Source organism: Oscillibacter ruminantium GH1 (assembly GCF_000307265.1).
Taxonomy (GTDB): Bacteria; Bacillota; Clostridia; order Oscillospirales; family Oscillospiraceae; genus Oscillibacter; species Oscillibacter ruminantium.
The window spans coordinates 52,352-66,148 of record NZ_DF158901.1 but is presented as its reverse complement, the minus strand read 5'-3'; the positions used below and the strand labels follow the sequence as shown (position 1 = coordinate 66,148).

Genomic DNA, 13,797 nt, shown 5'->3' with positions numbered 1-13,797 from the left:
GGGCTTTTTTGTGTACGACGAACTGACGGAAGTGGATATCCAAAAAATGAAGGACGAGATTGCCCATCGCATCACGGTGCTGCGCCCAAAGCTGATTGAGGATGTGCAGATTGCCCGGGGCTTTGGCGACCTCAGCGAGAACTTCGAGTACAAGTGCGCAAAGCGGGACAAAAACCGTAACGACAGCCGCATCCGCTATCTCCAGCAGATGGTCCGTACGGCCAAGGTCATCCAGCCAAAGTCCGCCGAGGCGGACTGCGTGGGTCTGTTCGACACGGTGGTGATCGTCCCCGCGCCCACGAAAACGCCCCAAACCATCCGCATCGTCACCACCCTGCGTCAGGACGCGTTGAAGGGCCTTGTCAGCAAGGAATCTCCGGTGGCCAAGGCCGTTTTGGGCCATCGGGCCGGAGAGACGGTCCATGTCGATCTGGGCGAGGGCCGGGGATATGATCTGGCCATCGCGTCCATTGAAAAGGGGGAGGACGACCCGTCTCTGGACATCAGCAGCTATTGAAACGCGGTATTCACGTCCTATTAAAAAGGGCGGGCATACGCCCTCTCCTCAGTTTGTCGATAAACCTCTTTTTAAAACCGGTTTGTATCAAAATACGCCGGGGAGTTTGAGGGGGCCAAGCCAGCATCGAATCAAATAGAATGCCTGCAACTGCTTGTCGTGCAGGCTTTTATGCCGCACAGGGGCCGACGGAAATCCGTCGGCCCCTGTGCGCGTCCGCCCGCGGCAATTCAGCAGGGATGCTCCAGGTTGATAGGTCCGTGCTCCTTCTCAAATTCGCGAATGCGTTTCAGAATCATTTGTTCCAACTCCCGGTTTTTTGTGCGTCCCTCATACTCCGCGATATAGCCCAGTTTATCCAGCAGTTCCTCTGAAACCCGCAGTGTGTAGCGCGGCAAATGGTCGTTCATCTTTCCATCCCCTTGACGTCATATTGACATCAATATAGCGTCGTGATAAGATTGTGTGGAAAAATGACGAATTTATGACGCAATACCGAAAGAAGGATTTTTTGGTGCCGTATGAGGTGTTTTCGGATAAAATGAGAGGCCCCGGCATAAGCCGCGACCTCCCCTTGCATCGGACATTACGACTGTTTCCAGTCGATAGGCCCGTGCTCCTTTTCAAATTCACGAATACACTTTTGAATGAGATACAGCACCTGCTTATTTTCGCTTCGCCCCTCGTATGCGGCGATATAGTGCAGCTTCCCGTGAGTTTCGGCATCGATCCGAAGCCCCAGATGCTTGTCCTTCTCCACTTACTCACGTCCTTTTTTATCAATATAACTCGATTTTAAGTACAAAATGTACTATTATTCATATATGTACTTAAAATGAGTACATATAATTTAATGAGCACGGGTGAGTTTTATGGAAAGCAGCGAGGAATTTGAAAAAGCTTTCGGCAGTTTTCTGGACCGGCACGAATACGACGCGGCGGAAAGTGCCCTGTTTAATATCGTCCGCCTGTCCTTTCTGGCGGGCTGGACTGCGGCCCACGGGGAAACGCCCAAGGCGGAGCCGGTCTTTCAGCTTGTTGTATCCGAAAAAACCGAAGCGCCAAAAAATAAGAGCGGAAAGCCTTTGACTTTCCGCTCTTACTCTGTTTTCTCTTAGAAATCCGCGCTGCCCACCGTGCGGGGATGGGGCAGAACGTCCCGGATGTTGGAGACGCCCGTCAGGTACATCACCATCCTCTCAAAGCCCAGACCGAAGCCCGCATGCTTGCAGGCGCCATACCGCCGCAAATCGCAGTACCACCAGTAGTCCTTGGGGTCCATACCCAGCTCCCTGATACGGCTCTCCAAAAGGTCCAGCCGCTCTTCGCGCTGGCTGCCGCCGATGATCTCGCCGATGCCGGGAACCAAACAGTCCGCCGCCGCGACGGTCTTGTTATCGTCGTTCATGCGCATATAAAAAGCCTTGATCTCCTTGGGATAGTCCGTGACGAAAACCGGCTTTTTAAAGATCTGCTCCGTCAGGAACCGCTCGTGCTCCGTCTGGAGATCGGTGCCCCACTCCACCTTATAATCAAAGTTGTCGTTGTGCTTTTTCAAAATCTCCACAGCCTCGGTGTAGCTCACCCGGCCAAAGTCGGAGGAAGCCACATGCTCCAGCCGCTCCTTAAGGCCCTTATCCACAAAGCTGTTGAAAAAGTCCATCTCGTCGGGGCAGCGCTCCATCGTGCGCTTGATGACGAATTTAATCATGGCCTCGGCCACGTCCATGTCGCCCTTGAGATCGGTGAAGGCCATCTCCGGTTCGATCATCCAGAACTCAGCGGCGTGACGCTGGGTGTTGGAATTTTCCGCCCGGAAGGTGGGCCCAAAGGTATACACATCGCCAAAGGCCATGGCAAAGTTCTCGGCGTTCAACTGGCCGGAAACCGTCAGGTTTGCGGGCTTGCCGAAAAAGTCCTGCGAGAAATCCACATTTCCGTCTTCGGTCAGGGGCGGATTTTTCGCGTCCAGCGTAGTGACCCGGAACATCTCGCCCGCGCCCTCGCAGTCCGATGCGGTGATGATCGGCGTGTGGACATACACAAAGCCGCGCTGCTGGAAGAATTCATGGATGGCGTAAGCCGCCACGCTCCGCACCCGGAAGGTGGCGGAGTACAGATTCGTCCGGGGACGCAGATGTTGGATGGTACGCAGGAATTCGGCGCTGTGCCGCTTTTTCTGAAGAGGATAGTCGGGGGTGGAGGTTCCCTCCACCGTCACGGAGGAGGCCTTCAGCTCCAAAGGCTGCTTGGCGTCCGGAGTCAGCACCACCGTTCCGGTGACCACCAGCGCCGCGCCCACGTTCTGGGACGCAATCTCCGCGTAATTCGTCAGGGCGCTCACATCCAGCACCACCTGCAGATTCTTGAAGCAGGAGCCGTCGTTCAGCTCCACAAAGCCAAAGTTCTTCATGTCCCGGATGGTGCGGGCCCAGCCGCCCACGGTGACTTCCTTGTGGTCATAGACCTCGCTGTCGGCGAAAATCGCCGCGATTTTTGTCATACTCATTTCGTTCACCCGTTTTGTTATTTTTGCCAAACGGCACAATTATCCTATATTATACTCCCCTTTTCGGGGCTTTACAAGCCGATTTTCTCCATATCCGGCTTAAACCACCTGAAACAAGTAAAATTTCAGATAGCTTGTCTCGTCCACACCCCAGAGGATGGGATGATCCGGCCCTTGCTGCCGCGCTTCGATCTGCCGCAGCTGAACGTTTGCATCGTGGGCGGCGGCGTGGAGCATGGCGATGAATTTCTCCTCTGTTGCAAAGTGGGAGCAGGAGCAAGTGGCCAGAAATCCGCCCCGGGGCAGCAGCTTCATGGCCCGGTAATTGATCTCCTTATAGCCGGTGATGGCATTTGCCACCGTGGCCCGGGATTTTGTAAACGCAGGAGGGTCCAGAATAATGAAATCGTATTTCCGGGGCTGCTTTTCAAGGCTTGGCAACAGGTCGAACACGTTGGCGCATACGCACTCCACCGTGTTTTCCAGCCCGTTGCGGCGGGCATTGTCCCGGGCCATCTCCACCGCCGATTCCGATACGTCCACGGCGGTAACGTGGGCCGCGCCGCCTCTGGCGGCGTTCAGGGCGAAAGAACCGGTGTGGGTGAAGCAGTCCAGCACCGTCCGGCCCTTGGAAAGCCGTGCCACGGCCTGACGGTTAAACTTCTGATCCAGAAAAAACCCAGTTTTCTGCCCGTTTTCCACATCTACCAGATATTTGACCTCATTTTCAACAATCTCCGTCACGGCGCTGTCCGGCGCCGTCTCCCCCGGCAGGGGGAACCAGCCCTTGTACTGGGGCAGGCCCTCTTTTTCCCGCAGAGCGACATCGTTGCGCTCGTATACCCCCGAAATCTCCTGTCCGTCCTGCCGCAAAACTTCCACCAGCAGCGGAAACAGCAGCTCTTTGCGCACTTCCATGCCCACGGAGAGTACCTGCACGGACAAAATCGGTCCAAACCGATCCACCGTCAGCCCGGGGAAGCCGTCCGCCTCGCCAAAAATGATGCGGCAGCAGGTCAAATCCTCCTCCCGCAGCACCGCCTTGCGATAATCCCATGCCCAGCGGAGCTTTCGCTCCCAAAACGCGCTGTCAAAGCTATCGTTGGCGTTGCGGGAGACAAGGCGAAGGCGGATTTTAGACTTTTCGGAATACATCCCTGTGCCCAGATACCGGTCTTTTTTGCTTACAACATCCACAAGACCGCCGTTTTCCGGTGTTCCGTCCAGCGCGGTAATCTCCGCGTCATAGACCCAAGGATGCCCCCGCAGAAGAGCGGCTTCCGCCTTGGGGGTGACGACGGCGCGGGGATAGGTTCGTTCTGTTTTCATAAACGCTTCCTCATTTCCTGTTTTCTGCATTTCGGTTCTGAGTGTAGCACACTTTTCTTGGAAACGCCATATAACAGAGCAGAGAAATCTGCACGGAACGGAGGACTTACCATGCCTATCATCTATCTCAGTCCCTCCACGCAGGAGTGGAACCCCTATATCACCGGCAGCGGCTCCGAGGAGTACAACATGAATTTGCTGGCGGATCACATGATTCCCTATCTCAATTCCAACGCCATTGCCTATCGCCGCAACACGCCCGACATGACCGCCGCCAGCTCCATTGCACAGGCCAATCAGGGCTATTATGACTTTTATCTGGCGCTGCACTCCAACGCCTCCGGTCAGGGAGAGGCCAGTCCCGTCCGGGGCATCATCGCCTTTTACTATCCCGGAAGCGCAGAGGGAAAGCGGGGGGCGGAACTGATCGCGGCCAATCTGCGGAAGATCTATCCCCTTCCCGACAAGGTGCGCACGCAGGCCACCACCTCGCTCGGAGAAGTTCGCCAGCCCCACTTTCCGTCGGTGCTGGTTGAAATCGGCTACCACGACAACTATGCCGACGCTATGTGGGTGGAGGGCCATATGGACTCCATCGCCCAGCAGCTGGTTCGGGCGCTGACGGAATTTTTCGGCATTCCGTTTATCTATCCCTCCGGCCCCCAAACTGGCACGGTTGCTGTGAATTATGGCACGCTGAATCTTCGCAGTTACCCCTCCCCGCAGGGCACAGTCATTGCAAATATTCCAAACGGCGCGTCGGTGACGGTTTACGGCGAGTGGCAGGGCTGGTACACCGTCCGGTACGACGACCAGCTGGGTTATGCGGCTGCGGCCTACATTGACGTTTAGTATTCCACGATTTTCCGTTGTAAAAAGTTTCCTTTGTTAAAAGTTTAAACATTTATTCTTGACACAATGGCGGCAAACGATTAAACTAAAAAAGGATTCTTATCGGCGGTCGGTCGACCGCTGATTTTTCCAAAATACCCCGCATAAAAATGCCGATAAAACTAGGAGGTAAACCATTGTGATGCAGACCATCATCGCAGCCCTGATCGGGGCGGTGGTCGGCGGCGCGGTTTGCTTCCCTCTCGGTATTCGCTACCGGAAAAACGTGTCTGAACGGGAAATCTCAAGCGCCGAAGAAGAGGGAAAGCGCATTATCAACGAGGCGATTAAAAGTGCAGAAACCAAGAAGAAAGAAGCCCTGTTGGAAGCAAAAGAGGAGATCCTGAGAAACCGCAGCGAGTATGAGAAGGAAGTTAAAGAGCGCCGGTCCGAACTTCAACGGCAGGAAAACCGCCTGCAGCAGAAGGAAGAAACCAACGACCGCAAGACTGAGGCCATTGAGAAAAAGGAAGAGGCCCTGGCCCAGAAGCACGCGCAGTTGGACAAGGAAACGGAAGAGATCAACACGATTAAGCGCAGCCAGACAGAAATGCTGGAGCGCATCTCCGGCTTTACCGCCGAAGAAGCCAAGAATTATCTGATTTCTCAAGTAGAAAATGAAGTCACCCACGAGACTGCTCTCAAGATCAAAGAGATCGAAACCCGCATGAAGGACGAGTGCGATACCCGCGCCCGCGAGGTGGTGGCGCAGGCGATCCAGCGCTGCGCGGCAGACTCCGTGGCGGAAATGACCGTCAGCGTTGTGGCTCTGCCCAACGACGAAATGAAGGGCCGCATCATCGGCCGCGAGGGCCGCAACATCCGCACCATCGAAACGCTTACCGGCGTGGATCTCATCATCGACGACACGCCGGAGGCCATCACCGTCAGCTGCTTTGAGCCGGTTCGCCGCGAGGTTGCCCGGCTGGCGCTGGAAAAGCTGATTGCCGACGGCCGCATCCACCCCACGCACATCGAGGAGATGGTGGAAAAAGCCCGCCGCGAGGTGGACGCCGTCATCAAGTCCGAAGGCGAGCGCGCCGTGTTTGAAACCGGTGTGCGCAATCTCCATCCGGAGCTTGTCAAGATGCTGGGCCGTCTCCATTACCGCACCAGCTATGGTCAAAATGTCCTGCAGCACTCCATTGAGGTCAGTCACATCGCCGGCATGATGGCAACGGAACTGGGCGCGGACACGCAGGCCGCCAAGCGGGCGGGCCTGCTCCACGATCTGGGTAAATCCGTGGATCACGAGATGGAGGGTACCCATGTGCAGCTGGGCGTGGAATTTGCCCGGAAGTACAAGGAGAAGGACGACATTATCCATGCCATCGAGGCCCACCACAACGACGTGGAGCCCCGCACCATCGTGGCGTGTCTTGTGCAGGCGGCGGATGCAATCTCCGCAGCCCGGCCCGGCGCTCGCCGCGAAAATCTGGAGAACTACATCAAGCGTCTCCAGCAGCTGGAAGAGATCACCGGGAGCTATCCCGGCGTGGACAAAGCCTTTGCCATTCAGGCGGGACGCGAAGTCCGCGTGATGGTGAAGCCCGAGCAGGTTTCCGAGGATGAAATGGTGATTCTCGCCCGGGATTTGGCCAAGAAGATCGAAGAGGAGATGGAATATCCCGGACAGATCAAGGTCCATCTTATTCGAGAAACCAAAGTGGTCGAATACGCGAAATAACGAGAAATCGTCCCCCGGCCACAGGCCGGGGGACGATTTTGTTTCTTGAAGGACTTCGTATCAGCAGTTGGATGTTTTTCCCATTCCCCCGTCCCCGCAAAGCAATCCTAGATTTTCTCCGAAAGAAGCGGGACGCGGGGCAAAACGAACTCTGCCCACGAGCCGGGACGCGTTTGGCGGGTTTTGGTCCGGCAAGAACGGAGACACCTCACATCAGGCCTTGACCAGCTTGTAATACGCACGGGCGGTGACGCGATAGACCAGTGCATAGATCACGCCGAACACGGCCAGCGTCCCTGCGGTACAAAGAAGCGTCAGCGTCCCGTTGTGGAGCGAAAACAGCGTCAGAAGCCGCGTCATCAAGCTGAAGTCAAACGCCACATGGATGGCGGCCACTGCCAGCGGCGCAAAAAACACCACCAACAGCTGGGTATTGACTGACCGCCGGACGGTCCGAGGCTCCATGCCCACCTTCTGCATCACAAGATACCGTTCCCGATCCTCATAGCCCTCGGAAATCTGCTTGTAATAGATGATGAGCACCGCCGCCATCAGGAAGATAGCCCCTAAAAACACGCCCAAGAAGAAAAAACCGCCGTTGAGGGAGTAATACTCCTGCGCAAAGCTGGACCGCGTATCCAAATCCAAACGCGCCCAGCTGCCGGTTCCGGTGAAATCCAGCGTCTGCTCCAGCTCATCGGGCTGGACAGCGCTCTCGTCCACGTTCCAAAAACCGTTCCACTGCATCAGCTCCCCGCCCGCTTCGCCAAGCGCGGTCTGCTGCCCCACGTACAATTCCTGAAAGGTTCCATTAGAAACTACCAGATAGAAAACATCCACCGCAGAAGGCTGGAACATCCGGGGTGCGGGATACCGGGAGTCCGGTTCCGCCGCCGTCAGCGTCACGTCGGTGGCTTCGGCAAAGCGGAAGGTTAGATTCCGCCGCTGGCCCGCGCCGTCTGTAAACAGCAGCATCTGTCCGTCCGCAAGGCTCGGAGTCTCCGCCCCAGTGATGGCAGCATAGTCGCTTGGCGTCATGGCACAGACCATGCTGGAAGAACCGGAGAGATACTTTTTCACCTCCAGCGCCCCCTGCTCCTCGTTCACGTTGAAGGAGAGGTATCGGTACGCCGCCACCGGGGCGGCGGAAACACCCCGCTGCTCCAGTTGTTTGGAAACGATGGCAGAAAGGGCGGCGGAATCAAAGGGCGTTTCCTCCGCAGGGTCGTACCGGACCTCTGCCCGCAGATTGCCCGCAAACTGTTCGTCCAGCGCCGCCTCGCTGCCCAAATACAGCGACAGCGTACCGGAGACCATTACCAGCACCATGGTGGAGAGAATGCAGATGTTGGCAAGACCCACGGCGTTGCGCTTCATGCGGTAAAGCATTCCGGAAACGCCGATGAAATGATCGGTCTGATAATAGAACTTCTTGTTGGCCCGCAGGGCTTTGAGCACCGCGATGCTCACGGAGGTAAACAGGCAGTAGGTCCCGATGATGACCAAAAGCACCGCGATGAAGTACATTCCCAGCGCCATCATGGCAGAGCGGGTGGTCACAGCGATGGCATATCCCGCACCCAGCGCCGCCACGCCGATGACTGCCAGCGGCCAGCGGGTCTTTGGCTCCCGCTCTCCCGCGCTGCTCTCCCGCAGCAGTTCCATGGGGTTCTGGACGTGAATGCGGTGGAGATTCAGCAGCAGATTGAACAGCAGAATCACACCGAATAAAATCGCCGTTCCCACGATGGCGGAGTCGGAGACATAAAAGCCGTATACAATGTCCATCCGCATCATGCGGCACAGCAGAAGCATCGCCAGTTTTTGCAGCAGCATTCCCAGCGCCGCGCCGCCGATAATACCCGCGAAGGCGGTGTAGAGTGTTTCACAGCCCAAAACGATGGCAATGTGCCGCTTTCCCATGCCAAGCACGTTGTAAAGCCCCAGCTCCCGCTTGCGCCGCTTCATCAGAAAGCTGTTGGTATAGGTGAGGAAGATGACCGCAAAAACAGCGATGACAAAGGTTCCGATGGACATGAACATGGTCAGGTAACTATATCTGGAGGTTTGGGGCAGATCCGGCGTTGCCGCCAGCGCCAGCGTGATATAGTAGGCCGCCGCCGTCCCCATGACCGTGAGAAGATAGGGAATGTAAAACTGCCCGTTTCTGGCCAGATTCACCAGCGCCATCCGGGGATAGAACCGCCCCTTATTCATTTGCCTCACCTCCCCGCGCCAATACCGTCAGTGTGTCGGAAATACGGCCAAACTGCTCTTCCTGCGTGCTTTCGCCCCGATAGAGTTGGTGATACACCTCTCCATCCCGTAAAAACAGCACCCGCTGGGCGTGGCTCGCCGCCTTGACGGAGTGGGTCACCATTAAAATTGTCTGCCCATCGGCGTTGATCTCACCAAACAAATCCAGCAGCCGGTCAGAGGCCCGGGAATCCAGCGCGCCGGTAGGTTCGTCGGCCAGAACGATCTGAGGATTGGTAATCAACGCCCGGGCCACGGCGCAGCGCTGCTTCTGTCCGCCGGAAACCTCATAGGGATACTTGCTCAAAATGTCCCCGATCCCCAACCGCTCTGCCAGCGGCCCCAGCACCCGCTCCATTTCCCCGAACTCCTGTCCCGCCAGAACCAGCGGAAGAAAGATGTTGTCTTGCAGGGAAAAGGTGTCCAGCAGATTAAAATCCTGAAACACGAAGCCCAGATTCGTGCGGCGGAACGCCGCCATATCCCGCTCCCTGATTTCGGAGAGGGGCTTTCCGCCAAGCAGCACCTGTCCGGAGGTGGGCTTGTCCAGAGCCGCCAGAATATTCAGCAGCGTGGTCTTTCCGGAGCCGGATTCGCCCATGATGGCCACATACTCCCCCGGCTCCACCGAGAAGCTGACGTTTTTCAATGCCTCCACCTGATTGCCGCCGAAGCGGGTGGTGTAAATTTTTTGAAGATGGGATACTTCCAGAAGTGACATGCGCATTCCTCCTTTTGATGCTCCCATCATAGTCGGGTTTCGTCGGCGACGCCATCGAATTGGCTTACAATTTTCCCCGCAACCTTACAGTTTTGTAAGGTTGCTTCTCCAACGCACCCCAAGCGGAAAACAGCGCGGCGAAAGCCCGCCGTGCTTTCCAAATCGGCGCTCATTCCTCCACCTGCCGCCCATCCCGCAGCAGCAACCGCACAATCGTTCCTTTTCCGGGCCGTGAGACGATGGTAATCCCCTGCCCCAGATTTGTCAGCACCCGCTTGCAAAGGTACAGCCCGATTCCCGTGGCCTTTCGGTCCTCCCGGCCATTGTAGCCGGTGAACCCCTTTTCAAATACCCGGGGCAAATCCTCCGGCCGGATGCCGATGCCATTGTCGGAGATAGCCAGCGTGTCGCCGTCAGGGTAGATACGCACCGTTCCGCCCACAGGGGTGTATTTCACGGCGTTGGACAGCAGCTGCCCCACCACAAAGCCCAGCCACTTTTCATCCGTCACAAGTTCCCGGTTGGTCTCCCGAAATTCCAAGGTCAGCTTTTTTAGAATAAACAGCCGGGCGTACCGCCGCAGGCTCCCCCGCACGATGTCGTCCAGCGCACAGCGGCGCAGAACATAATCCGTGGTGTCGCTGTCCAGCCGGAGATAGCCCAAAACCATCTCCACGTATTCTTCGATCTTCAAAAGCTCCGCCGACAGCGCCTCCCGGTCCGTCTCCCCGCCGGACTGGAGCAAAAGCCGCCCGGCGGCAATGGGCGTTTTGATCTGATGCGCCCAGAGGGTATAATAATCCAGCAGGTCCTGCCGCTTATTTTCACTCTCCGTCAGCAGATGAGCGCGGTGCGTACACACGGCAGTCAAAAGCGCCTGATAGTCCGCTTCCAGCACGCTGCGGGCAGCCGGCAGAGGCAGCACCGTCTCGTTGACGGCGTCCAGCAGCCGTTCCAGTTCCCGGTGGCGGTGGAGAAATCCGCAGTAGCCCACGGCAAAGAACACAAGCCCCAGCGCGGCGCACAGCAGCGCCGCATAGCCCACCGATTCGGCGGGAAAATCGTACAGCGAAAGCACCGCGGCAAAGATGGCGGCGCAGGCCGCCAGAAAGCACACCAGCCGGTACTGCCGTTTCAGATATTGCAGCAGCATTCTCAGCCCTCCACCAGATAGCCCGCGCCCTTTTTCGTGCGGATCAGGTTTTCAAGGCCGACGGCCTCCAGCTTTTTACGCAGGCGGGTGACGTTCACTGTCAGCGTGTTTTCGTCCACAAACGCGTCCGACTCCCAAAGCCGGGTCATCAGACTGTCCCGGCTGACGATTCTGCCCCGGTTTTCCAACAGCATCTGCAAAATCTTCAGCTCATTTCCCGTCAAATCCAATCGCTTCTCTCCTGCGGTCAGTGTCCCGTCGGACACGTTCAGCACTGCCCCGCCGCAATTCAGCAGCCGCGCGGGCGCGCCAAAGTCATAGGCCCGGCGCAGCAGCGCCTGCACCTTGGCGGAAAGAACCGCCAGATCGAAAGGCTTTGGAAGAAAATCATCCCCGCCCATATTCATGGCCATGATCTGGTTCATATTGTCCCCGGCGGAAGAGATAAAGAGAATGGGGACCTGAGACACCTTCCGCAGCTCCGCGCACCAGTGGTAGCCGTTGAAAAACGGAAGGGACACGTCCAGCAGAACCAGCTGAGGCCCTGCGGCGGCAAATTCCGCCAGGACATTTTGAAAGTCCCGGACGCAGGTCACATGGTGGCCCCAGCTTTGCAGATGAGCCTCCATAGCCCCGGCGATCACCGGGTCGTCCTCCACAATCAGAATACGGCAGCCGTTCAAATTCTCTTCCTCCCCTGCGCTTTATTTCATCTGTCCCACATTATAGCCCTTTTCCATTTTTTGCGCAACGCCTCACTTTTCCCTCCATCTTGCGTGGATTTTTGTGGAAATTTTCCCATCTTCGCTCCAAAATCGCACTTGAATCCAGAGAACAAAGGTGATATGATATCCCCACAAGATAGAGGTGCGGATGAGACGGCGCTGTGCGAGCTGACAGGCGATGAACGCAGCGGAAGCGATTCCGCCGAACTGAAACGGCAGGTATGCCGCTTTGGTGGGTCCGGGGAGAATATCTCCGGGACTGTCCGCGGGAAACTGCGGGGGCGCTATCTGCTCACAGGAAGCTCCACACATTTGTACATCTGCGTGGGAGCGATTGTCGGTAGAGAGCGTTTTCTCTACCGATTTTTTGTTGCCCGACACAAAATAAACGTATGGAGGAAACACTATGAAATTCGAACATGTACAGGGTTCTATCGTGGCCATGGTCACACCGTTCAAGGCCGACGGCAGCGTCAATTTTGAAGTTCTGACCCAGCTTTTGGAGCGTCAGATTGCCGGCGGTACAGACGCCATTCTGGCCATTGGAACCACCGGCGAATCCGCCACCATGACTCACGAGGAAGATGCCGCCGTGGTGGAGCATACCATCCGCGTGGTGGATGGACGGGTTCCGGTGATTGTTGGCAGCGGGTCCAACTGCACTGCCACCATGTTGGAAAATAGCAAGCTCTATCAGTCCATGGGCGCGGACGCCCTGCTTCTGATTTCCCCGTATTACAACAAAGCCAATGCCGAGGGCATGTACCGCCATTTTGCCACCACAGCCGACGCAGTGGATATCCCCTGCATCCTCTACAATGTCCCGGGCCGCACGGGCTGTTCCATCCCCGTCCCGGTGGTGGAGCGCCTTGCCAAGCATCCCCGCATCGCCGCCATCAAGGAGGCCAGCGGCGACATGGCCTATGCCATGAAGATTGCCCACTGCATCGGACCGGACTTCGCGCTGTATTCCGGCAATGACGATATCACCATTCCCCTCATGAGCATCGGCGGCAGCGGCGTGATCTCCGTGTATGCCAACGTGATGCCGAAAATGTGCCATGAGATCGTCCGGGAATTTCTCACCGGCGACCGGAACAAGGCGCTGGCAAATCACCTGCGGTACTTGCAGTTGATGAACGATCTGTTTTTGGAGGTCAACCCCATTCCCGTGAAAACCGCCATGAATCTGATGGGTCTGAACGTGGGTCCCATGCGCCTGCCCCTCTATGAGATGAGCGGCGACGCAAAGAATCGGCTGGAAGCCACCATGCGGGAGGCAGGCCTGCTGTGAAACTCATACTAATCGGCCACGGAAAAATGGGCAAACTGCTGGAGAAAAGCGCCGCAGAGCGGGGCGACGAAGTGGTTGCCGCTCTAAACAGCGCCAGTCTGGATCAGCTTTCGACTCTTCCTGCGGCGGACATGGTCATTGACTTTTCCCGCCCCGAGGCGCTGGACGCGGTGTGCGCCTATGTCCGCCGCACGGGAACTGCGCTGCTGTCCGGAACCACGGGTTATACGCCGGAGCAGATGAACAAGCTCCGTGCTCTGGGTGCATATGCCCCGGTGCTGTACGCCGCCAACTACTCGTTGGGCATCGCGGTATTTGAGCGAATGCTCAGCCAAATTTCCGACACCTTGAAGCCGGAATTTGACATTGAGATTGAAGAAACGCACCACAATCAAAAAGCCGACGCCCCCAGCGGCACCGCCAAGCTGCTGCTCCACGCCATTGACCCCGACGGAGCGTACACCCCTGTTTACGGCCGGGAGGGCAGCACCGGCAAACGGACGAAAAAAGAGATCGGGGTTCACGCCCTGCGGGGCGGCACGGTTGCCGGAACCCATACGGTTCACTTTTTCGGGCTGGACGAAGAACTGGAGATCACGCACCGGGCCGGCAGCCGCCAAATCTTCGTCAGCGGCGCACTCCATGCGGCGCATCTGCTGGCAGATCGACCCAAGGGCTGCGTAGACCTGCAAAATTTATTATTTGGAGAGTAATT

At 56.9% G+C, this 13,797-nt stretch carries 14 protein-coding genes and 1 riboswitch; of the genes, 6 read left to right on the top strand and 8 right to left on the bottom strand.

What is annotated here, in order from left to right; all coding sequences use genetic code 11:
- The first annotated feature begins 10 nt into the window (after positions 1 to 10).
- Positions 11 to 517, top strand: coding sequence for a GreA/GreB family elongation factor (locus ON16_RS13995; RefSeq protein ID WP_040663971.1), 507 nt, complete (start codon positions 11 to 13; stop codon positions 515 to 517).
- A gap of 230 nt (positions 518 to 747) precedes the next feature.
- Here ON16_RS13995 and ON16_RS13990 read toward each other — a convergent pair whose 3' ends face one another.
- Together ON16_RS13990 and ON16_RS15950 are read right to left on the bottom strand one after the other, a co-directional pair.
- On the bottom strand, positions 748 to 927 hold the full coding sequence (locus ON16_RS13990; RefSeq protein ID WP_040663969.1) for a hypothetical protein: 180 nt from the start codon (positions 925 to 927) through the stop codon (positions 748 to 750).
- Between the two features lie 176 nt (positions 928 to 1,103).
- Positions 1,104 to 1,277 (bottom strand): type II toxin-antitoxin system antitoxin, encoded by a 174-nt coding sequence (locus ON16_RS15950; protein WP_162829308.1) that lies wholly within the window; start codon positions 1,275 to 1,277, stop codon positions 1,104 to 1,106.
- A gap of 112 nt (positions 1,278 to 1,389) precedes the next feature.
- Between ON16_RS15950 and ON16_RS13980 the strand changes: the two genes are divergently transcribed.
- Positions 1,390 to 1,635 (top strand): hypothetical protein, encoded by a 246-nt coding sequence (locus ON16_RS13980; protein WP_040663965.1) that lies wholly within the window; start codon positions 1,390 to 1,392, stop codon positions 1,633 to 1,635.
- Here ON16_RS13980 and asnS read toward each other — a convergent pair.
- Together asnS and ON16_RS13970 are read right to left on the bottom strand one after the other, a co-directional pair.
- Positions 1,632 to 3,026, bottom strand: a complete 1,395-nt coding sequence (gene asnS, locus ON16_RS13975) for an asparagine--tRNA ligase (RefSeq protein WP_040664285.1) — start codon at positions 3,024 to 3,026, stop codon at positions 1,632 to 1,634. The two genes, ON16_RS13980 and asnS, sit on opposite strands and share 4 nt — an antisense overlap.
- A gap of 99 nt (positions 3,027 to 3,125) precedes the next feature.
- Positions 3,126 to 4,355 carry a class I SAM-dependent rRNA methyltransferase gene (locus tag ON16_RS13970; protein WP_040663963.1) on the bottom strand — a complete coding sequence of 410 codons (1,230 nt, stop codon included), beginning with the start codon at positions 4,353 to 4,355 and terminating at the stop codon, positions 3,126 to 3,128.
- Positions 4,356 to 4,466: 111 nt separating this feature from the next.
- Here ON16_RS13970 and ON16_RS13965 point away from each other — a divergent pair, with 111 nt between their 5' ends.
- Together ON16_RS13965 and rny are read left to right on the top strand one after the other, a co-directional pair.
- Positions 4,467 to 5,207 carry an N-acetylmuramoyl-L-alanine amidase gene (locus ON16_RS13965; RefSeq protein ID WP_040663960.1) on the top strand — a complete coding sequence of 247 codons (741 nt, stop codon included), beginning with the start codon at positions 4,467 to 4,469 and terminating at the stop codon, positions 5,205 to 5,207.
- 181 nt (positions 5,208 to 5,388) lie between these two features.
- On the top strand, positions 5,389 to 6,933 hold the full coding sequence (rny, locus tag ON16_RS13960) for a ribonuclease Y (RefSeq protein WP_040663958.1): 1,545 nt from the start codon (positions 5,389 to 5,391) through the stop codon (positions 6,931 to 6,933).
- A 213-nt stretch (positions 6,934 to 7,146) separates the two neighbouring features.
- Here the strand turns inward: rny and ON16_RS13955 are convergent, their stop codons facing one another.
- The 4 genes from ON16_RS13955 to ON16_RS13940 form a co-directional block, all read right to left on the bottom strand.
- Positions 7,147 to 9,150 carry an FtsX-like permease family protein gene (locus ON16_RS13955; protein ID WP_040663955.1) on the bottom strand — a complete coding sequence of 668 codons (2,004 nt, stop codon included), beginning with the start codon at positions 9,148 to 9,150 and terminating at the stop codon, positions 7,147 to 7,149.
- Positions 9,143 to 9,910, bottom strand: a complete 768-nt coding sequence (locus ON16_RS13950) for an ABC transporter ATP-binding protein (protein WP_040663952.1) — start codon at positions 9,908 to 9,910, stop codon at positions 9,143 to 9,145. Before ON16_RS13950 ends, ON16_RS13955 begins: the two co-directional genes overlap by 8 nt.
- A gap of 169 nt (positions 9,911 to 10,079) precedes the next feature.
- On the bottom strand, positions 10,080 to 11,063 hold the full coding sequence (locus ON16_RS13945) for a sensor histidine kinase (RefSeq protein WP_243441840.1): 984 nt from the start codon (positions 11,061 to 11,063) through the stop codon (positions 10,080 to 10,082).
- Between the two features lie 2 nt (positions 11,064 to 11,065).
- Positions 11,066 to 11,746, bottom strand: a complete 681-nt coding sequence (locus ON16_RS13940; RefSeq protein ID WP_040663947.1) for a response regulator transcription factor — start codon at positions 11,744 to 11,746, stop codon at positions 11,066 to 11,068.
- Positions 11,747 to 11,917: 171 nt separating this feature from the next.
- A riboswitch (Lysine riboswitch) is annotated at positions 11,918 to 12,083 on the top strand.
- A gap of 111 nt (positions 12,084 to 12,194) precedes the next feature.
- Here ON16_RS13940 and dapA point away from each other — a divergent pair.
- Complete coding sequence (gene dapA, locus ON16_RS13930; protein WP_040663942.1) at positions 12,195 to 13,082, top strand: 4-hydroxy-tetrahydrodipicolinate synthase; 888 nt, start codon at positions 12,195 to 12,197, stop codon at positions 13,080 to 13,082.
- Entirely contained in the window at positions 13,079 to 13,795 is a 717-nt protein-coding gene (gene dapB, locus ON16_RS13925) for a 4-hydroxy-tetrahydrodipicolinate reductase (protein WP_040663940.1), read from the top strand. The genes dapA and dapB overlap by 4 nt, the downstream gene beginning before the upstream one ends.
- The last annotated feature ends 2 nt before the right edge of the window (positions 13,796 to 13,797 follow it).

Coding starts and splice junctions, on each gene's coding strand:
- rny (WP_040663958.1), top strand. CDS start 5,389: ATGCAGACCATCATCGCAGCCCTGATCGGGGCGGTGGTCGGCGGCGCG.
- ON16_RS13950 (WP_040663952.1), bottom strand. CDS start 9,910: ATGTCACTTCTGGAAGTATCCCATCTTCAAAAAATTTACACCACCCGC.
- ON16_RS13970 (WP_040663963.1), bottom strand. CDS start 4,355: ATGAAAACAGAACGAACCTATCCCCGCGCCGTCGTCACCCCCAAGGCG.
- ON16_RS13945 (WP_243441840.1), bottom strand. CDS start 11,063: ATGCTGCTGCAATATCTGAAACGGCAGTACCGGCTGGTGTGCTTTCTG.
- ON16_RS13990 (WP_040663969.1), bottom strand. CDS start 927: ATGAACGACCATTTGCCGCGCTACACACTGCGGGTTTCAGAGGAACTG.
- ON16_RS13965 (WP_040663960.1), top strand. CDS start 4,467: ATGCCTATCATCTATCTCAGTCCCTCCACGCAGGAGTGGAACCCCTAT.
- asnS (WP_040664285.1), bottom strand. CDS start 3,026: ATGAGTATGACAAAAATCGCGGCGATTTTCGCCGACAGCGAGGTCTAT.
- ON16_RS13980 (WP_040663965.1), top strand. CDS start 1,390: ATGGAAAGCAGCGAGGAATTTGAAAAAGCTTTCGGCAGTTTTCTGGAC.
- ON16_RS13955 (WP_040663955.1), bottom strand. CDS start 9,150: ATGAATAAGGGGCGGTTCTATCCCCGGATGGCGCTGGTGAATCTGGCC.
- dapA (WP_040663942.1), top strand. CDS start 12,195: ATGAAATTCGAACATGTACAGGGTTCTATCGTGGCCATGGTCACACCG.